Origin of the sequence: Streptosporangium sp. NBC_01469 (assembly GCF_036227305.1) — a bacterium.
Lineage (GTDB): Bacteria > Actinomycetota > Actinomycetes > Streptosporangiales > Streptosporangiaceae > Streptosporangium.
Genome location: NZ_CP109465.1, coordinates 7,661,890 through 7,683,736, shown reverse-complemented (window position 1 = coordinate 7,683,736; position 21,847 = coordinate 7,661,890). Strand labels below are relative to the sequence as shown.

Genomic DNA, 21,847 nt, shown 5'->3' with positions numbered 1-21,847 from the left:
CCATGTCCGGAAAAATTGGGTGAAACATTTGTGTGCGCAGCGAGGACGGCTTTTCATGCATAGAAGGGGTTATCGGATCGATGGCTATGGGCAGTGAAAGCTTCGCTGGATCAATCCTCTTGCCGTTAGAGGCTCAACTCCTGGAGGCAGTACGCGAGTTCGCTCACGCCCTTGACCTGACCCTGAATACCGTTATCGAGAGAGCTGGGGCTCTACTGATTGCGCGGTACAGCGGCCACAAGGACGGTGCTCCTGCCCTCCCAGACGCCGATACCTCCATTAGCGCGTGGCTTACAGAACCGGCACAGGCCGGCCTCTTATCCCCACCGCCCGTAGCCCTGAGCGCCGATGGCCGTACCGTCCGCTTCAATAGTGCCGCTCTGGAGATGTTTGGTCTCCCGATGGCAGCCGCGCGGGTAACTGGACACTTTGAAACGCTGCTGGCTTCGCTCATTGCGGACTCGACCGCCTGTGTTGGCGCACTCGACATACTGACGGAAGTCGAGCGTCAACAGATCCTGGTGGATTGGAACGAAACTAAGTCCAGGTATCCGGCTGACGCGCTTGTGCACCAAATGTTCACTGAGCAGGCGGCCCGTACACCACAGGCTACGGCCGTCGTCGACAAAGGATTCTCTCTTTCCTTCCGAGAATTGAATACGCAGGCTAACCAGTTGGCGCGGCACCTCGGGAACCTGGGGGTGGGCCCTGGGAGCCTGGTGGCAGTCTGTGTCGAGCATGGCTTTCCGCTGGTGGTCGCGCTGCTGGGTGTCCTGAAGGCGGGCGCTACTTATGTGCCCCTAGACCCAACTTATCCGGAGAATCGTCTGTCGTTTCTGCTCGATGACACCGCAGCTTCAGTTGTCGTAAGTCAGGAGGGCCTGCGCCGGCGGCTGCCCTTCGAAGGGCACCGTGTCGTGTGCATGGACAGTGATTGGCCCACCGTCGCCGCACTGTCCAAGAAAAACGTGGAATCGATGGTTGGACCTGACGATCTTGCATACGTCATCTACACATCTGGATCAACAGGGACGCCCAAGGGCGTTCAGGTAAGCCATCGCAACTTCGCGGACTTTCTGCACAGCGCCGACGCAGCATTCCCTTGCACCGGCCGAGGCTACGGTTCCGTCCTCCTATCATCCATCGCCTTCGACCTGCCGATCCCCTCTGTCTTCCTGCCGCTGCTCCAAGGCGAGGCCGTGGTCGTCATGGAGGCACCAGGTGCCGCTGGTGTAGGCATGCTCGCGGCAGCCTTCGAGCGGGGCGAGTCGTTCAGCACAGTGAAGCTCACCCCGTCCCACCTTGAACTACTCCTGGAACGCATGGCAGGGACAGACACCCAATTGGATGTCGGCACCCTAGTTGTCGCGGGCGAGCCATTCAGTTCGGATCTGGCGAAGGTAGTGATCAAACGGTGTGCGGCGCACACCGTCCTAATCAATGAGTACGGGCCTACTGAGGCGACAGTGGGAGCTACCCTCTATGAAGTCGACGCCACGAAGCTGGTGCCTGGTACTACCCTGCCCATCGGTCGGCCTATGGCGAATACCGAACTTTTTGTAATGGATGGGTACGGCCGCCCGGTACCCGTCGGTGTTCCGGGGGAACTATGGATTGGTGGAGCGGGCGTCGCCCGTGGCTATCTGAACCGCCCAGAGCTCACCGCCGAGCGCTTTGTAGCCCATCCGTTCTCCGCTGACCCCGATGCGCGCGTCTACCGTACGGGCGATCTGGTCCGGTGGCTGCTGGACGGGAACATCGAGTTCCTCGGACGGATGGACCACCAACTGAAGATCCGGGGCTACCGGATCGAACTCGGCGAGATCGATGCCGCCATCATGTCACATCCGGCCGTGGCCCAGGGGGTCACTGTGGTGCGCGAGGATCGGCCCGGCGATAAGCGCCTAGTCTCGTATGTGGTCTGCGACGCTCTGGGCACGCAACGGAACAGGACGGCCGACGTCATCGACGAAGGGGCCGACGAGGAAGCCGAGCTACACGCTTTGCTACACCGCCATGTCGCAGAGCAGCTCCCGGCACATATGGTACCCAATGGCTTCGTCTTCCTGGAGCGACTGCCGCTGTCCGCCAACGGAAAAGTAGACCGGCAGGCGCTGCCCGAGCCGAACCGGCTACGCGCGAAGTTCGACGACACGTACGTTGCGCCACGTACCTCAGCGGAGGTTGCGCTCGCCCGGATCTGGGTGGACACACTGGGCGTAGACACGGTGGGCGTCCACGATAACTTCTTTGATCTTGGGGGGCACTCCCTCCTGGCGATGCGCGTGATCAACCAGATCGGGAGTGAACTGCGGTCGGAACTGTTCGTGGGAGACCTATTCGCCTATCCCACGGTCGCCGCGCTCGCCGAGCGAATGGAGAACTCGACGAGTTCGGCAATAGCCACGTTAGTACCACGCGAGCAGCCCGACCAGGACGCTCCCCTGTCGTTCGGACAACAGCGCCTCTGGTTCCTCCACAGACTCACCCCGGACAGTAACCAGTTGCTCACCCATCGGCTGGTGCTCCTGCGTGGCGCCGTGGACCTCGAAGCCCTAGAGGTCGCTTTCGCTGGACTGCTCCAGCGGCATGACGTGCTGCGTACCCGCTTCGTCGCCGACCTCGACGGAGAAATGCGGCAACTCATTGGCCCAGCCTGCGCGTTACCGATCGAGCGCCGAGAAGCCCACGACCACGAGGACGCCCTACGGCTCGTACGCGAAGAAGCCAAGCGGCCCCTCGACCTCGAGGAAGGACCGCTGATGCGGGTTCTCCTTGTGAGAGAAGCTGCCGACCAGTACTTACTCCTGGTGGTCTTGCACCACATCGTCTCCGATGACTGGTCGGTCCACGTCCTGGCCAAGGAGGTAGGGGAACTCTACGCAGCAGCCGTCGCGAAACGGAAACCGCAATTGCCCGCCCTGCCGGTCCAATACGCGGACTTCGCAGTCTGGCAACGCGCACGGCTAAGCGGCGAACTCCTCGATGGTCAACTCAATTACTGGCGCGACCGGCTGGCTGAGCTGCAGCCCTTAGAACTGCCCACCGACCGGACCCGGCCACCACAGCGTTCGGGCAGCGGAGCGAGCGTCGAGTTCACTGTGTCAGCCGCCGTGTCAGCCGCGCTACGGCAGTTGGCACGTCGCGCAGACGTGACCCCCTTCATGGCGTTCCTCGCGGTCTTCCAACTCCTTCTGGGTAAATACAGCGGCCAACAGGACGTGGCTGTTGGTGTACCGGCGACCGGGCGGAACCGAGCCGAGGTTGAAGGGCTGATCGGATTCTTCGTGAACACCGTTGTAATGCGCGCCGACCTGTCAGGAGATCCGACGTTCGAGGAATTCCTGCAGCGGGTCAGGGAATCTGCGCTGGGAGCCTATGCTCATCAAGATGTCCCCTTCGAACGGCTTGTGGAAGACCTCGCTCCGGAACGGGATCTAAGCCGCACCCCCCTCTTCCAGGCTATGATCACCCCGCAGAACCTGTCGGATGAGGTGTGGGACCTCCCCGGTCTGGAGAGCAACGTGCTCCAGACAGACATGGACGGCGCGCAGTTCGACCTCACCCTGGTCCTTCAGGAGGCCGACGACACGTTCCAGGGCCTGCTTAGCTACAGCAGCGACCTCTTCGACCGGACGACGGCCGAGCGGATGGCCCGGCACTTCGAGAACCTGCTGGCCCGAGTGGTCGATAACCCTGGGGACCGGCTGAGCCAACTCGATATGCTCAGCGACGCCGACCGGCACCAACTACTGATGGAGTGGAACCAGACCGACCACCCCGTGCCCGCCGACAGTGTTTCGGCCCTCTTCGAACGCCAAGTGGCGGCGGCCTCGGGCGCGCCCGCCATCGTGTATGAGGATCTCGAGCTCACCTACGCCGAACTGAACGCCCGATCCAACAGGATTGCTCACTGGCTCATCGCCATGGGCGTCGGCCCCGGCCATGTAGTGGCCCTCGCCCTACCCAAGTCCGTAGATCTGGTCGCCGCCCTCATCGGGATCACCAAGACCGGTGCTGCCTACCTTCCGATCGACATCGGCTATCCGGCCGACCGCATCGCTTACATGATCGAGGACGCTCGGCCTTCCTGCGTACTGACCGACATGGCCGTCCAGGCCGCCCTGCCGGCAGGGCCGCACCGGATGGTGCTGGATGACCCGGAGTGCGTGGCGGCGCTCGCGTCCCGTCCCGTCACCAACCCAACCGATAGCGAGCGGCTCAGCCCCGTCACACCGGATACTCCCTTCTACATCATGTACACCTCGGGCTCCACCGGGCACCCCAAGGGTGTAGTGATGCCAGGGCGAGGACTGGTGAATCTGACGTCCTGGCTGCGTGCGGCGACTCCCGGTGAACCGCACGGCCGTATAGCTCAGTTCGCCACAATCAGCTTCGACATCGCCCCGTACGAGATCTTGAGCGCGCTCCTGTACGGGAAGTGCCTGGTCGTCGCCCCAGAGAGTGTCCGCATTGACCCTGCTTCGCTGGTGAGGTGGCTGGAGCGGCACGCGATCCACGAACTCAATGCCCCAAATCTCGTCTTGGAGGAGTTCTACAAGGCAGCCAACGTAATGGGTGCCGTACTCCCTGAGCTGCGTGTCATCGCACAAGGCGGCGACACACATGTGCTGGGCGACTCCGCCCGTGCCTTCCACACCCGCCACCCCTGGTGCGTCCTGCACAACGGATATGGGCCAACCGAGACGCATGGCGTAACTGATTACGCCCTACCGGCCGATGTCACACGGTGGCCTGGCATCGCACCAATCGGCCGGCCCGTCGGAAACACGCGCATCTATGTCCTCGACCCACACGGTCACCTCGTACCACCGGGGGTGACAGGCGAGTTGTATGCGAGCGGCATCGGCGTTGCCCACGGCTATCTGCGGCGCCCGGAACTCACGGACGAAAGGTTCCTGCCGGACCCCAACGGTCCACCAGGAGCCAGGATGTACCGCACCGGCGATCTCGTGCGGTGGCTGCCCGATGGCACTTTGGAGTTCCTGGGCCGCATCGACCAGCAGGTCAAGGTGCGAGGCATCCGCATCGAACTAGGCGAGATCGAGTCGGTCCTCATGGAGCACGAGGACGTGGCGTCCTGCGTGGTGATCGACTGGGAGAACGAGCCCGGGGATAAGCGGCTCGCGGCGTACTGCGTCCCCATGGCCGAGCGTCACTTGGACGCGGCCACGCTGCGGGCGTGGTGCGGGCTGAGCCTGCCCGAGTACATGGTGCCCAGTTCCTTCGTTTTCCTGGATCGGCTGCCGCTGACGGCGAACAAGAAAGTGGACCGCAAGGCGTTGCCCGAGCCCGAGGGGCAGCGGCCAGAGCTCGAAGAGCGTTACGTCGCACCGCGCAGCCCAGTGGAAAAGGTGGTAGCCCAGGCCTGGGCCGATGTGCTCGGTGTGGATCGGGTCGGAATCCACGACAACTTCTTCGAACTCGGCGGCCATTCGTTGCTAGCGATGCGAGTCGTAAACGGTCTCGCGAGCCAGCTGAAAGTGGCCGTGCCGGTGCGTGAGCTGTTCGCACATCCGACGGTCGCGAAGCTCGCGGGACGGGTGGATGCGGCGGCGGCCGGCGAGAATCCGGTGCCCCTGGTGCCGCGCATGGCCGATCGGGACTTGCTGCTGTCCTTCGGGCAGCAACGCCTTTGGTTCCTCGACCAACTTTTCACCGACTCAGCCGAGTACCTGCTGCCCCTCGTCGTCCGATTGCGCGGCGACCTAGACACGGACGCGCTCGGACGCGCCTTCTCGGGACTCCTGGAACGGCATGAGGTGTTGCGCACGCGCTTCGTGGCTGGGACGGACGGCGAACCGCGGCAGGTGGTAGACGCCTCTGGCGAGTTCTCCCTAGAGGAACTGGACGGTGGGCTGGATCCGCTGGGTGTGGTACGGCGCGAGGCGTTCCGACCGATGGATCTGGCGACGGCACCACCGACGCGAGCGGTGCTGGTCAGGGTAGCGGGCGATGAGTGCCTACTCCTGATCGTGCTACACCACATCGTATCGGACGGGTGGTCGATGAAGCTGATCTCGGAGGAACTGCCCCAATTGTACGCGGCCGCTCGCGAGCACCGGACGGCAGATCTTGCCGTGCTGCCCGTGCAGTACGGCGACTTCGCTATATGGCAACGTGAATGTCTGCGCGGCGCGGCGCTCGAACGCCAGCTCGACTACTGGCGCAATGAGTTGAACGGCTTGGAGCCGTTGGAGCTGCCCACAGACCGGGCACGGCCCCCGATCCGCACGGGACGCGGATCGAGCATCGAGTTCGACGTCCCGGAATCGGTGGTGAAGGAACTGCGGGAGCTGGCGCAGCGCGAGGGATGCACGTTGTTTATGGTGCTTCTCGGCCTCTTCCAGATCCTGCTCGGTAAGTACTCCGGTCAGAGTGACGTGGCGGTTGGTGTGCCGATCGCCGGACGAAACCGGGCGGAAACCGAAGGCTTGGTGGGGTTCTTCGTCAACACCCTCGTCATGCGCGCTAACCTCGCGGACAACCCGACCTTTCGTAACCTCCTGAAGCAGGTCAGAGACCGCGCCCTCAACGCGTACGACAATCAGGATGTTCCCTTCGAGCGCTTGGTGGAGGAGCTCGCCCCTGAGCGCGAGCTCTCCCGTACCCCGTTATTTCAGGTGATGCTCACCTTGCAGGACACTCCGGAGGAAAGCTGGGAGTTCAAGGGCCTCGACACCGAGTCTCTGCGGCTGGAAGCGGCCACCTCCGCCCTCGATATGACCATGTCGATCCGCGAAGACGCACACCGCCTCACGGCCCGTGTCGAGTACTCCACCGATCTCTTCAACCGCACCACGATTGAGCGGATGGCTGCTCACTTCGGCGTGCTCCTCGCCTCTGCGGCGGCCGACCCCGGTGCGCGCGTCAGTGAGTTGGAGATACTCCCCGGCGCCGAACGGCATCAACTGTTGGTGGAGTGGAACGACACGGCGGTCCCCTTTCCTGCGCACCGCGGTGTTCCCGACCTTTTCGAGGAGCGCGTGCGGGAGAGTCCCGACGCGGTGGCGGTGGTATGCCACGAACAATCGCTCTCATATGGGGAGTTGAATACGCGCTCCAATCAACTGGCCGCATACCTCAGGTCGTTGAATGTCGGCGCTGGCTCGTTGGTCGGGGTGTGCCTTGAGCGCGGCCTGAACATGTTGGTCGGGCTGCTAGGTGTGTTGAAAGCCGGTGGCGCATATGTGCCATTGGATCCCGAGTACCCGGCAGAGCGCCTCACGTTCCTGCTAGAGGACACGGCAGCCAGCATCGTCGTAACGCAGCGGAGCCTGCGCGGACGGCTGCCGGACAGCAGGGCCGAAATCGTGTGCCTGGATACGGACGCGATGACCCTAGCGCAACAGCCCATCGAGGACCCGATAGGCGAGGCGACTCCCGATGATCTCGCTTACGTCATCTACACCTCCGGTTCCACTGGCACACCCAAGGGCGTGGGAATCCCCAGGAAGGCCCTCACCAACCTACTCGTCGGCCTACGGGACCGGCTTCGCGTGACGCCCAAGGATCGCTTGTTGTCCGTCACGACCATCATGTTCGACATTGCCAACCTGGAGCTATACGTCCCCCTTATCGCTGGATCTAGGGTAGTCATCGCAAGCAAGGAGCAGACGCGCGCCCCGGAAAAGCTCGCGGCACTCCTGACGGAACACCAGATCACCATCATGCAGGCGACGCCGTCGGTATGGCAGATGCTGGTGGAGACCATGCCGGAGAACCCCGGCGATCTCCACATACTCTCCGGTGGAGAGGAACTTTCCCTGGACCTCGCAAGGCGCCTATCGCAACGGGCTGTCCGCGTTACCAATTTGTATGGACCGACAGAAACCACGATCTGGTCCCTCGCGGCGGACTTTGAACCCGATGCGAAGATCGTCACGATCGGCGAACCCATCGCCAACACCGAACTCTTCGTGATGGACAGGTATGGGCACCTGGTCCCTATCGGTGTTCCGGGGGAATTATGGATTGGTGGAGCGGGGGTCGCTCGTGGCTATCTGAATCGCCCCAAGCTCACCGCCGAGCGCTTCGTGCCCCATCCATTTTCCGCCGACCCCGATGCGCGCGTCTACCGTACAGGTGACCGGGTCCGGTGGCTGCCTAACGGCACTGTTGAGTATCTGGGCCGAATGGACTACCAGGTTAAAATCCGCGGACATCGGATCGAACTCGGCGAGGTGGAGTCTGCACTCGTGCGGCACGCCGCTGTCGACTCCGCCGTGGTAGTTGTACGCGAGGACATGCCCGGAACCAAGCGGCTCGTCGCCTACTGCGTGGCGAACGCGGGCACCCAGCAGCCGGATGTTACTGCGCTGCGGGCGTGGTGCGGGCTGAGCCTGCCCGAGTACATGGTGCCCAGTTCCTTCGTTTTCCTGGATCGGCTGCCGCTGACGGCGAACAAGAAAGTGGACCGCAAGGCGTTGCCCGAGCCCGAGGGGCAGCGGCCAGAGCTCGAAGAGCGTTACGTCGCACCGCGCAGCCCAGTGGAAAAGGTGGTAGCCCAGGCCTGGGCCGATGTGCTCGGTGTGGATCGGGTCGGAATCCACGACAACTTCTTCGAACTCGGCGGCGACTCGATCCTCAGTATCCAGGTCATCGCTCGCGCCCGCAAATTCGGCCTTGAGTTGACGCCGCCGATGATGTTCCGCCACCCCACGATCGAAGAGCTGGTGGCGCACACTGCTCCTCGCGATGTCGCAGACACGTCGGTGATTGGGAACATTCCGCCAACCCTGTACCAGCGCTCCCTGCTCGGCAGGGGGGAGCCCAGCAGGGACCGCGACACCTCTGCTCGCTTGATCACCACTCCCGCGCTCGACCCAGAACTGCTGCGGCGGGCGCTCACGGCGGTCGTCGACCATCATGATGCTCTAAGACTGCGCTTCACTCCCGGTCAGGACGGCTGGCGCATGCGTGTGACCAGCGAACGGGAGTCCTCTACGCACCTGCTTCACCATGACCTATCGGACCGGACGGAAGACGCCGGACGAGCGGCCATCGAAAAGGCGGTCAAGCAACTGCGAGCAGGGCTAAATCCACTCGAAGGACCGCTGCTGCACAGCGCTCTGTTCGACTTGGGCGTAGACCGGGGTGGGCAATTGCTCCTTGTGGCCCACCGACTCGCGGTCGACGAGGAGTCATGGCCCATCATTCTTGAGGACGTAAGTACCGCTTACCAAGCGTTGGCCTCCGGCAAGGATGTCGTACTGCCGCTGAAGAGCACATCCTTCACGTCGTGGGCGTCACAACTGGCAGAGCAGCCGCAACAGATCGCGGGGTTGGCCGGGGAGATCGCTCATGGGACTTCGAACACTACGCTGCCCCGTGACTACGACGGCGCGAACGGCATCGCCTCCACGGCGTGCGTGCGGATACGCCTGGGACCGGACGAAATCGGATCGCTGGCGTATGGCACAGGAAACGAACATCGGCCCCGTCTCACCGAAATCACCCTGAAGGCGCTGGAGTCAGCGCTGCACGACTGGGCCGGTGGGCCGGTAAGGATCGGGCTACTGGAGAGCGGCCGAGAAAATCCGCTCGACGGCATGGATCTCACTCGCACCGTTGGATGCCTCTTACACGTCGGCGGAGGCGGAAACCAACGGCCTGCAGTGAAGCTGAGCATCAACTGCCCGCGCCGTGAACCCCCATCCGGGCTCGGCAGTGACGCCCAACTCCCCGAATCCACGAGGACGTACATAGACAGGGAAGGTACCCGCGATCACATTCTCGATGTGGTCGTCGTGCTCCAGAACGGAGCGCTGTCCCTGGAGATCGGCTATGCGGCCGACCTTTATGCCAAGAAAACGATCGAAGCACTCGCCGATAGCCTGCGGAGCTACGTGATGCATCTGGTCGACGAGACATCCGGTGAGAACCAGAACGTGCTCTCGACCGCAAGTTTTCCCCTCGCGGGACTCGACGAGACAGCTCTGGCGTCAGTTCTTGAAAGGTTCTCACAGTGACCAACGTCGAAAACATCTACAAGCTGACGCCTCTCCAATCCGGAATGTTGTTCCACGTCCTGTACGACTCAACAGGCGCGAACCCTTATGTTGCCCAGTCCATCGATGAGTTTGTCGGGCCGTTGGATGTGGAGCGTCTGCGTTTGGCGTGGCAGGCGGTGGTCGACCGTCATTCGGCATTGCGCAGTGTGTTCGTGTGGGAAGGGCTCGACGAGCCGGTGCAGGTGGTGCAGCGTCGTGTGGAACTCCCCTTCGAGGAGTTGGACTGGCGTTCCCGGCCGGCGGCGGAGCAGAAGCGTTGCCTTGAGGAACTGGTCGAGGAGGACCGGGTCCGTGGATTCGACCTGGGGTCAGCGCCGCTGCTGCGGCTGACGGTGGTGCGGTTCACGGGTGACCGAACGATGGTCCTGTGGACGTTCCATCACTTGCTGCTCGACGGGTGGAGCACTCAAGTGGTGCAGAAGGAAGTGTTCGCCTTCTACCGCGCCGCCACTGACGGCACGCCCGCACGACTTGCCGAGCCCATCCCCTACGCGCGCTACATCGGATGGCTGAGTGAGCAGTCCAAGGAACGCGCCGAAGAATTCTGGCGGCGCTACCTAGGCAGTTTCGAAGCTCCGACAGACCTCGGTATCGGCGCGACAATTGCTGAGAGCGACTTCGGTGACGTCAAGCGAAACCTCGGCCCAGAACTGGCCGAACGACTCGGTGAGTTTGCGCGGGCCCATCGGGTGACCGTGAACACGGTGGTGCAAGGTGCCTGGGCGTTGTTGCTCTCCCGCTACAGCGGCAGCGACGACATCGTCCACGGATCCACAGTTTCAGGACGTCCCGCCGCACTCACCGACGCGGAATCAATCGTGGGCTTGTTCATTAACACGCTTCCGGTGCGCACCCGGGTCCCGGTCGAGCTGTCGGTCGCCGAGTGGCTGCATGAACTCCAAGATCAGCATGTGGAGTTGCGTCAGTATGAGTACACCTCACTGGTGGACGCCCAAGGGTGGAGCGCAGTCCCCAAGGGCAAGCAGCTCTTCAAGTCAATCCTCGTCTTCGAGAACTATCCGAAGGTGATCGGCGACTCCGACCTTCCCGAAGACCTCACCGTACGTCACCAGAAGGGCATCGCTCGGACTGGCTACCCTCTCACCATTGCCGTCGGCCACACCAGGGAACAACTGCTGGCCGAAATAACCTATGACCGGAGCCTGTTTGAGCATGCCGCGGTTGAGCGGCTGGCTGGGCATTTCGGTGAGCTGCTGTCGTCGCTGGTGGCTGATCCGGGAGCCAGGGTGGGCGATTTGGAACTGCTGAGCGTGGCGGAACGCCGGCAGTTGCTGGTGGAGTGGAACGAGGCGGTAACCGGCATCGACGATGCGGCGACGCTGCACGGCCTCGTCCAGGAGCGGGCTCGGGAGCATCCCGAGGCGACGGCGGTCGTCTATGGCGAAGCGACTCTGTCGTATGGAGAGTTGAACATCCGTGCTAACCAGCTCGCTCATCATCTGCGAAGGTTGGGCGTTGGTTCGGGTTCTTTGGTGGGGGTGTGTCTGGAACGTGGGCTGGATCTTGTAGTTGGGTTGCTGGGTGTATTGAAGGCCGGTGGCGCGTACGTGCCTTTGGATCCGGCGTATCCGGCGGAGCGCCTGGCGTTTCTGCTGGACGACACCGCGGCACCGGTAGTGGTCACCCATGCGGGCCTGCGGGACAGGCTGCCAGACGGCGGGTTCACGACCGTCGCTCTAGACGCCGACCGTTCGGTCATCGGCCGAGAGCCGGCCGACGCCCCGGCATCAAAGAGCGCTCCGAATGATCTGGCGTATGTGATCTATACGTCGGGCTCGACGGGTGTGCCGAAGGGTGTGCTGGTGGAGCACCGAAGTGTGGTGAACCGGCTGCGAGGTACGGACGGTGATTTCGGGTTCGGGCCGGAGGACGTGTGGACGCTGTTCCATTCATTCGCGTTCGATTTCTCGGTGTGGGAGATCTGGGGCGCGTTGACGTATGGCGGGCGACTGGTGGTGGTGGATGCGGAGACGGTGCGCAACGCCGATGCGTTTGCGGATCTATTGGTGGATCGGGGGGTGACGGTGCTAAACCAGACGCCGTCGGCGTTCGGTCTGCTGCAGCAGGTGATCGGGGCCGAGCGGGCCGGTCGGCTGGCGTTGCGGCTGGTGGTGTTCGGTGGTGAGGCGTTGCAGCCAGCTCGGCTGGGTCCTTGGTGGGAGGCAGTTGGGGAAAACGGTCCGCGGCTGGTGAACATGTACGGGATCACCGAGACGACGGTGCACGTAACGGCCCGGGAGATCACAGAGACAGACTCGGTTCGGGGTGCGCTGTCACCGATCGGGCGTCCACTCGCGGATACGGGTGCGTATGTGCTGGATGCGGCTGGGCGGGTGGCGCCGGTCGGTGTGGCGGGCGAATTGTGGATCTCCGGTACGGGGGTGGCGCGCGGCTATCTCAATCGTCCGGAGCTGACTGCCGAGCGATTCGTTACGCGAGAGCTTGCCGGTGTGACACGGCGGTTGTACCGGTCGGGTGATTTGGTGCGGTGGATGGCGGACGGTGAACTTGAATACCTCGGCCGCTTAGATGACCAGGTCAAGGTCCGGGGCCACCGCATCGAACTCGGCGAAGTGGAAACGGCACTCGTCCAACATCCCGGCCTGGAGACCGTCACCGTCGTCGCACGCGAGGATGTACCAGGAGAAAAGCGGCTGGTGGCCTACGCGGTGCCGACGGCTGACTACCCGGAGCCCAGCGTTACGTCGCTGCGCGATTGGTGCGGCCAGACCCTGCCCGACCACATGGTCCCTGGCACGTTTGTATTCCTGGACGAGATCCCGCTGACCGGCAACGGAAAGGTAGACCGAAAGGCCCTGCCCGCCCCTGGCGGAGCCCGGCCGCGCATGGGCACGGAGTTCGTGGCCCCGTGTACCGAGGTTGAGGAGGCCATCGCCCGCATCTGGACCGAGGTCCTGGGCGTAAACCGGGTCGGCGTTCACGACAACTTCTTCGAACTCGGCGGCGACTCGATCCTGGCGATCCAGGTGATCTCCCGGGCCAAGCGATACGGCCTGAATCTCACCCCGCGCATGATCTTCAAACACCAGACCGTCGCCGAAATCTTCGAGCAGGAACAGCTGGCAGCCACCCCGGACAAGTCACAGGACGCGGAGGCCTTGCCGCGGCCTGTGCCAACCCGATACGGACTTTCCCCCCTCCAGTCCGGGATGCTCTTCCACAGTCTGTATGACTCGTCCGATGTGCATCCCTACACCGTTCAGTTCCTCGATGAGTTTGTCGGGCCTTTGGATGTGGAGCGTCTGCGTTTGGCGTGGCAGGCGGTGGTCGACCGTCATTCGGCATTGCGCAGTGTGTTCGTGTGGGAAGGGCTCGACGAGCCGGTGCAGGTGGTGCAGCGTCGTGTGGAACTCCCCTTCGAGGAGTTGGACTGGCGTTCCCGGCCGACGGCGGAGCAGAAGCGTTGCCTTGAGGAACTGGTCGAGGAGGACCGGGTCCGTGGATTCGACCTGGGGTCAGCGCCGCTGCTGCGGCTGACGGTGGTGCGGTTCACGGGTGACCGAACGATGGTCCTGTGGACATTCCATCACCTGCTGCTCGACGGGTGGAGCGCCCAGCTCGTCATGAAGGAAGTGTTCGTCCTATACCGCACGTCCGGTGACGGCTCCGACGTGCGGCTCGCCGACCCGGTTCCTTACGCGCGCTTCATCGAATGGCTGGGCGAGCAGTCGACCGAACAGGCCGAGGAGTTCTGGCGGGCACGCCTTGGGAGCTTCACCGATCCCACAGACCTCGGCATCGGCGGGCCAACCGGCAAACATGGATTCGACGACGTGGAGTTCCGGCTCGACGCCGAAGCGTCCGTCGCGCTGGGTGAGTTTGCGCGGGCCCATCGGGTGACCATGAACACTGTGGTGCAAGGTGCCTGGGCGTTGTTGCTCTCCCGCTACAGCGGTAGCGACGACATCGTCCACGGATCGATTGTGTCCGGCCGTCACTGCGGCCTGTCCGACGCTGAGTCGATGATCGGCTTGTTCATTAACACGCTTCCGGTGCGCACCCGGGTCCCGGTCGAGCTGTCGGTCGCCGAGTGGCTGCATGAACTCCAAGATCAGCATGTGGAGTTGCGTCAGTATGAGTACACCTCACTGGTGGACGCCCAAGGGTGGAGCGCAGTCCCCAAGGGCAAGCAGCTCTTCAAGTCAATCCTCGTCTTCCAAAACTTCCCTGGATTGGGCGACGACGAACTACCCGATGGGCTCGTCCGGATCTCCCGCTTAGACGTCGAGCGAACCGGTTATCCGATCACCGCCATCGTGTACGACAGCGAGCGGCTCAAGGTGAACATCGCCTATGACCGGAGCCTGTTTGAGCATGCCGCGGTTGAGCGGCTGGCTGGGCATTTCGGTGAGCTGCTGTCGTCGCTGGTGGCTGATCCGGGAGCCAGGGTGGGCGATTTGGAACTGCTGAGCGTGGCGGAACGCCGGCAGTTGCTGGTGGAGTGGAACGAGGCGGTAACCGGCATCGACGATGCGGCGACGCTGCACGGCCTCGTCCAGGAGCGGGCTCGGGAGCATCCCGAGGCGACGGCGGTCGTCTATGGCGAAGCGACTCTGTCGTATGGAGAGTTGAACATCCGTGCTAACCAGCTCGCTCATCATCTGCGAAGGTTGGGCGTTGGTTCGGGTTCTTTGGTGGGGGTGTGTCTGGAACGTGGGCTGGATCTTGTAGTTGGGTTGCTGGGTGTATTGAAGGCCGGTGGCGCGTACGTGCCTTTGGATCCGGCGTATCCGGCGGAGCGCCTGGCGTTTCTGCTGGACGACACCGCGGCACCGGTAGTGGTCACCCATGCGGGCCTGCGGGACAGGCTGCCAGACGGCGGGTTCACGACCGTCGCTCTAGACGCCGACCGTTCGGTCATCGGCCGAGAGCCGGCCGACGCCCCGGCATCAAAGAGCGCTCCGAATGATCTGGCGTATGTGATCTATACGTCGGGCTCGACGGGTGTGCCGAAGGGTGTGCTGGTGGAGCACCGAAGTGTGGTGAACCGGCTGCGAGGTACGGACGGTGATTTCGGGTTCGGGCCGGAGGACGTGTGGACGCTGTTCCATTCATTCGCGTTCGATTTCTCGGTGTGGGAGATCTGGGGCGCGTTGACGTATGGCGGGCGACTGGTGGTGGTGGATGCGGAGACGGTGCGCAACGCCGATGCGTTTGCGGATCTATTGGTGGATCGGGGGGTGACGGTGCTAAACCAGACGCCGTCGGCGTTCGGTCTGCTGCAGCAGGTGATCGGGGCCGAGCGGGCCGGTCGGCTGGCGTTGCGGCTGGTGGTGTTCGGTGGTGAGGCGTTGCAGCCAGCTCGGCTGGGTCCTTGGTGGGAGGCAGTTGGGGAAAACGGTCCGCGGCTGGTGAACATGTACGGGATCACCGAGACGACGGTGCACGTAACGGCCCGGGAGATCACAGAGACAGACTCGGTTCGGGGTGCGCTGTCACCGATCGGGCGTCCACTCGCGGATACGGGTGCGTATGTGCTGGATGCGGCTGGGCGGGTGGCGCCGGTCGGTGTGGCGGGCGAATTGTGGATCTCCGGTACGGGGGTGGCGCGCGGCTATCTCAATCGTCCGGAGCTGACTGCCGAGCGATTCGTTACGCGAGAGCTTGCCGGTGTGACACGGCGGTTGTACCGGTCGGGTGATTTGGTGCGGTGGATGGCGGACGGTGAACTTGAATACCTCGGCCGCTTAGATGACCAGGTCAAGGTCCGGGGCCACCGCATCGAACTCGGCGAAGTGGAAACGGCACTCGTCCAACATCCCGGCCTGGAGACCGTCACCGTCGTCGCACGCGAGGATGTACCAGGAGAAAAGCGGCTGGTGGCCTACGCGGTGCCGACGGCTGACTACCCGGAGCCCAGCGTTACGTCGCTGCGCGATTGGTGCGGCCAGACCCTGCCCGACCACATGGTCCCTGGCACGTTTGTATTCCTGGACGAGATCCCGCTGACCGGCAACGGAAAGGTAGACCGAAAGGCCCTGCCCGCCCCTGGCGGAGCCCGGCCGCGCATGGGCACGGAGTTCGTGGCCCCGTGTACCGAGGTTGAGGAGGCCATCGCCCGCATCTGGACCGAGGTCCTGGGCGTAAACCGGGTCGGCGTTCACGACAACTTCTTCGAACTCGGCGGCGACTCGATCCTGGCGATCCAGGTGATCTCCCGGGCCAAGCGATACGGCCTGAATCTCACCCCGCGCATGATCTTCAAACACCAGACCGTCGCCGAAATCGCACGACACTCCGAAGAGGGCACCGTGGTTTGGGCGGAGCAGGGGCCGGTCCACGGAGAAGCGGCGCTGACCCCAATCCAGCAGTGGTTCTTCGAACTGAACATGCCGAACCGCGCACACTTCAACCAGTCACGGCTCTTGGAGACCGAAGGTCTCGATCCCGCGACTCTGGAAGAGGCTCTCGGGCTTCTCCTGAATCACCACGACGCGCTGCGGCTGAGGTTCAAGCAAGGACCTGGCGGCTGGACCCAGACCCACGCCGCCAACGAGGTGTCCTTTCACCTTGCGTGCCACGACTTCTCCATGCTGCCCGAGGCCGACGTATGGAACAGGGTCCGTACCGCGGCCAACGAGGTGCAGCAGGGTATGGATCTGATGTCAGGTCCGCTGCTGCGTGCAGCATTGTTCAACCTAGGAACTGGGCGCGGGCAGCGGCTCCTACTAGCGGTTCACCACCTCGCCATCGACGGAGTCTCCTGGCGGATCCTGCTTCAAGACCTAGCCGACGCCTACCGCTCTCTGGCAGCGTCCGAGCGCGTGATCCTCCCCTTGAAAACCACCTCCTACCAAGCGTGGTCCGCCCGACTCCAGCACTATGCGACCACCGCCGCAGCGTCCGGCGAGCTCGCCTACTGGACTCGGCCGCGCAGCGCCACGCTGATTCCTCGAGACCGCGCCGGCGAGAACACCATCGCCTCATTCGACTCGGTGGCGGTTACCCTGGACAGTGACGAGACCGCATCGCTGCTGCGCGATGTGCCGCGTGTCTTCGATGCCCGGATTAATGACCTACTGCTGACGGCTGTCGCGCACGCCATCCGGACATGGACGGGTGAACCAGCCGCCCTGGTCGCGTTGGAGGGCCACGGCAGAGAGGACCTCTTTGACGACGTCGACTTGTCCCGCACTGTGGGCTGGTTTACGAGCATCTTTCCGATCGAACTTCGCCTGGCGGCCCAAAGCGGCCTGGTGGAGTGCCTGGCGAGCGTCCAAGAGCAACTGGCGGAGGTACCCCACCACGGAGTGGGATACGGGATTCTGCGCTACTGGGGCACGGATCGGACCCAGGACAGTTTGCGTGCTGCGGCCTGGCCCGAGATCAGCTTCAACTACCTTGGGCAGTTCGACAGCGAGGCCTCCGGCTTTGGTCGCCTGGCCGACGAAGCCGAACCCAGGGGAGGGTCCGTGGGCCCGGACGGAGAGCGTGCCCATCTGATCGACATCACTGCCAGCGTTCACGAGGGCCTCATGTCGCTCAGCATCTCCTACAGCAGGAACGTCCATAAGACGCAGACGGCGGCGAAGCTCGCGCAAGACATGGCCGCCGCCCTTCGTACACTCGTCGAGGCAGCCAGGAAGGAAGCGTCGGTCGCGAACCCGCACGAGGTAGAGCGCGAGGCGTATGGACTGAGCCCCATGCAGGCTGGCATGCTCTTCCAGTCGCTGGCCGATACGGCCGACGTATCCGAGGTACGCCCTTATGTCGTGCAGTTCGTTGACGAGTTCACTGGGCCACTCGACGTCGCCTGCTTCCGTCGCAGCTGGCAGGAAGTCGTGGACCGGCATACCATTGTGCGCAGCGTATTCACCACGGACGGCGATAGCGGCCCGCTGCAGAGGGTGCGGCTACGGGCCGTGATCCCCTTCAACGAGGTCGACTGGCGCGACACCGACCCGGGCACTCAACAACAGCGGCTGGAGCGGCTGCTCGACGACGACCGGCGACGTGGATTCGACCTGGCACAGCCGCCGTTGATGCGGTTTGTCGTGGCACGAGTCGCCGACAATCGGACAGTTGTGGTCTGGTCGTTCCATCACCTGCTGTTCGATGGGTGGAGCGCCCAGCTGGTCCAGCAGGAGTTTTACACCCGCTACCGGGCGGCACTCACCGGTGAAGCCACGACTTTACCCGTCCCGGTTCCGTACGCCCGTTACATCGCATGGTTGGCGGAACGTTCGCAGACGGAGGCCGAGAAGTTCTGGCGTGACAACCTCGCTGGCGTCACGGAGCCTACGGCCCTGGGTGTTGACCGCGAGACCGAACTGACCGGCTTCGGTGACGTGGAGTTCACCGTGGAGGCTAAACTCGCCGGCCGACTCGGTGAGTTCGCGAAGACCAACCGCCTTACAGTCAACACGATCATTCAGGGTATGTGGACCTTGCTACTGTCCCGCTACAGCGGCAGCGAGGACGTCCTCTATGGCTCCACCGTCTCTGGGCGGCCCGCTGACCTGCCCGGCGTCGAGTCAATGGTCGGCCTGTTTATCAATACCCTTCCAGTTCGCGCTGCTGTGCCAGCCGAAGCGTTCGTGATTGACTGGCTGCGGACCCTGCAGGAAAGGCATGTGGAGCTCCGCCAGTACGAGTACAGCGCTTTGGTGGACATCCAGCGGTGGAGCGAGATCCCCAGCCAGAAGTCGCTGTTTCGCTCGATTCTCATTTTCGAGAACTATCCGAAGCTGCTCAGCGAAGACGATCTCCCGCAGGGTCTCACGCGCAGACGTCTGCGCTACGTTGAACGGACTGGCTATCCGCTGGTGCTCGGAGCCGCCTATACGGACAGCCGGCTGGACCTGCATATCGTTCATGACCGCGGCTTGATCGACGACGAGGCCGCGCAACGCATGGCCAGTCATCTTCTCCGGATCCTTGCCGAAATCCTTGACGGTGATCCGGAGAAGAAGGTGGGCGCCGTGGAGCTGCTCACCGAAGCGGAACAAGCACAGCTCGCCGCATGGAACGGGCCCGAGCTCCCCCACCCCGACGATGTACCGGTGCACGCGCTGATCGAGCTGCAAGCACGCCAGAGGCCCGACGCGGTCGCCGTCGAATTCGACGACGAGACCCTCACCTACCGCGGGCTCAACGAACGAGCGAACCAACTGGCCCATCAATTGCGCGCCTTGGGAATCGGCCCCGAGGCGATGGTCGGCCTGTGCCTCGAGCGCGGTCTCGACATGATCGTCGCGTTGCTCGGCATCCTGAAGTCCGGCGGGGCCTACGTGCCGCTTGACACGCAGTACCCGCCGGAGCGGCTCGCGTTCATGATCGAGGACACGGCCCTGTCCGTCGTCATCACCCAGCAACACCTAACCGGCCGTCTCCCCGGCGCGTCCGTGCGACTGTTCTGCTTGGATCGAGACGCTGACCTGGCCCTGCTCGGCTCTGCTCCGACGAGCGATCCTGAGCCACTAGCCGGCCCGGAGAATCTCGCGTACGTGATCTATACGTCCGGCTCCACCGGTAAGCCCAAGGGTGTGATGATCGAGCACCGGTCGATGAGCGACCGCGTGCAGGAGATGCAGCGCCAATACCAGCTTTCGCCCGAGGACGCTTATCTGCAGTTCTCCTCGGTGACTTTCGACGGTTCGGTAGGGGAGATCTTCCCAACCCTGATCGCCGGGGCACGGCTTGTTCCCCGTGGCGACGACTGGACCCCGGCCAAGGTCTTGGAAACCATCCGGACCAAGAACATCACGGTCTGCCAGCTGCCACCGTTCGTCTGGAACGAGTTGATATCTCAGTTCACCGATCCCGCTGACCTCGGTGAGCAGCTGCGCCTGATGAGCATGGGCGGCGAGCGGGTCCTGCCGGCATCGGTGAAACGGTGGTTCGAGCGGACGTCCGTGCCACTGTTCAACATCTACGGACCGACCGAGACCACCGTCAACATAACCACATGCCTACTCACCGAGCCCTCGGCGACCGTACCTATCGGCGCTGTGGTGGCGAATACCGATGTTTTGGTCGTCGACGGTACCTGGCGCCCGACGCCCGTCGGCGTTCCCGGAGAGCTTTGGATTGGCGGCAAGGGGGTGGCTCGCGGATACTTGAACCGGCCTGAGCTGACGGATGAGCGCTTCGTGAATGACCCGCGTTCTGATGACACGGTTGTACGCATGTACCGGACCGGTGACCTGGTGCGCTGGCTACCCGACGGACAGCTCGATTTCCTCGGTCGCATAGACGACCAGATCAAACTGCGTGGCTTTCGCATCGAGCTGGGCGAGATCGAGTCGACGCTCACCGCCCACCCCCGGATCACGGCCGGCGTGGTGCTGCTGCGTGAGGACGACCCTGGCGTGCGCCGCCTGGTGGCGTATTGCCTGGCCGCGCCCGGAGAACGTCCGGTGGTCTCTGATCTGCGGGAATGGTGCGCGCGCGGGCTGCCCGACTTCATGGTACCCACCGTGTTCGTCTTCCTGGACGCACTGCCCGTTACAGCCAACGGCAAGGGTGTAGATCGCAAGGCACTCCCGCCCCCCCAGGCCGGACGCTCCGAGGTGGCTACTCGATATGTAGCCCCCACGACACCGGCCGAAAAACTCCTTGCCGAGATCTGGTGCGAGGTACTAACGGTCGACCAAGTCGGCGCGAACGACAATTTCTTCGAACTCGGCGGCGATTCCTTCCTGGGCATGCAGGTTATCGCCAAGGCGCGTCGCGGCGGCGTCAGGATCACACCGCGACTGCTCTTTCAGAACCCGACGATTACGGAACTGGCGACGTGTGCGACCGAGCACCGCGAACCGGCTACCTCCAGTGCCTCCAGCACGTCGAGCACTTCAATCGTAGTGCGGCAAACAGCGGCCCCCGGACAGCAGTTCGCAGTGTTCGGAACGGTCACGCCGGAACTGGACACCCGCGTGTCCACCGTCATGCTCAACCGGAGCACGGCGGAACGGACGCTGTTCGCCTTCCATGAGGGCGCGGGCAACGTCAGCGGCTATGTGCACCTCGCCGAGGCGCTGGCCTCGACCGTACGGGTCATCGGCATCGAGTCCCGCAGCGTGGCGTTTGGTGCCGAGCCGGAAGCGGACGTGGCGGTGATGGCACGCCAGTACTGGAAAGCGATCCGCGCGATCCAGCCCACGGGGCCATACTTGCTGGCTGGTTATTCCTTCGGCGGAGCACTGGCCATAGAGACCACCCGTCTGATCGAGGAGGCCGGTGACTGCGTCGATCTGCTCATCGCCCTGGATTCCTGCTTGCCCGTTCCTGGTGCCATGGAACTCGTCGAACGGGACTACCTGGCCACCACCGACCTGCTCAGGCGACTGGCCGAAGCCGATGTTGCACAAGGCGACCTGGAGTGGTCTGAGGCTGTTGTCGAGCTGATGACTGAGCTGAACTTGCCCGCCGACATGCTCGCTCTGCGCCGGTCTGGGCTGGTCGACCACCTCAGGGCCATGGAGGCGCATACCCGGTCGCTGTTTCACTACCAGCCCCCAACGGTCTCCTGCCCGGTGCTGCTCTATCAGGCGGAGAGCTCGCCCTGGGCGGCACCGATCGCCGACAGTTGGTCGCCCTTCGTCACCGAGCTGAATGCCTGGCTGACACCGGGAGACCACCTCACATTTATGCGCGCGGCCCACGCGGGTTCCATGGCCAAGGAGATTACCAGGGCCATTGTGAAGCGCACTTAAAACGGCCTGCATTAGCGCATTACGGGAATGCTGGAATCCTTGTTTAGATATTCACGGGATAGCGGACTTCGAAAGTTTCCATGCAACCAAAGGGGTCGATTCATGACTTCCCCATCC

At 63.4% G+C, this 21,847-nt stretch carries 2 protein-coding genes; both read left to right on the top strand.

Annotated features, from left to right (window positions below; translation table 11 throughout):
• The first annotated feature begins 401 nt into the window (after positions 1–401).
• Positions 402–9,992 (top strand): non-ribosomal peptide synthetase, encoded by a 9,591-nt coding sequence (locus tag OG587_RS33640; RefSeq protein WP_329082497.1) that lies wholly within the window; start codon positions 402–404, stop codon positions 9,990–9,992.
• The gene (locus tag OG587_RS33635) at positions 9,989–21,730 is read left to right on the top strand and encodes a non-ribosomal peptide synthetase (protein WP_329082496.1); all 11,742 of its coding nucleotides are present in this window, start codon (positions 9,989–9,991) and stop codon (positions 21,728–21,730) included. Before OG587_RS33640 ends, OG587_RS33635 begins: the two co-directional genes overlap by 4 nt.
• Positions 21,731–21,847: the final 117 nt, after the last annotated feature.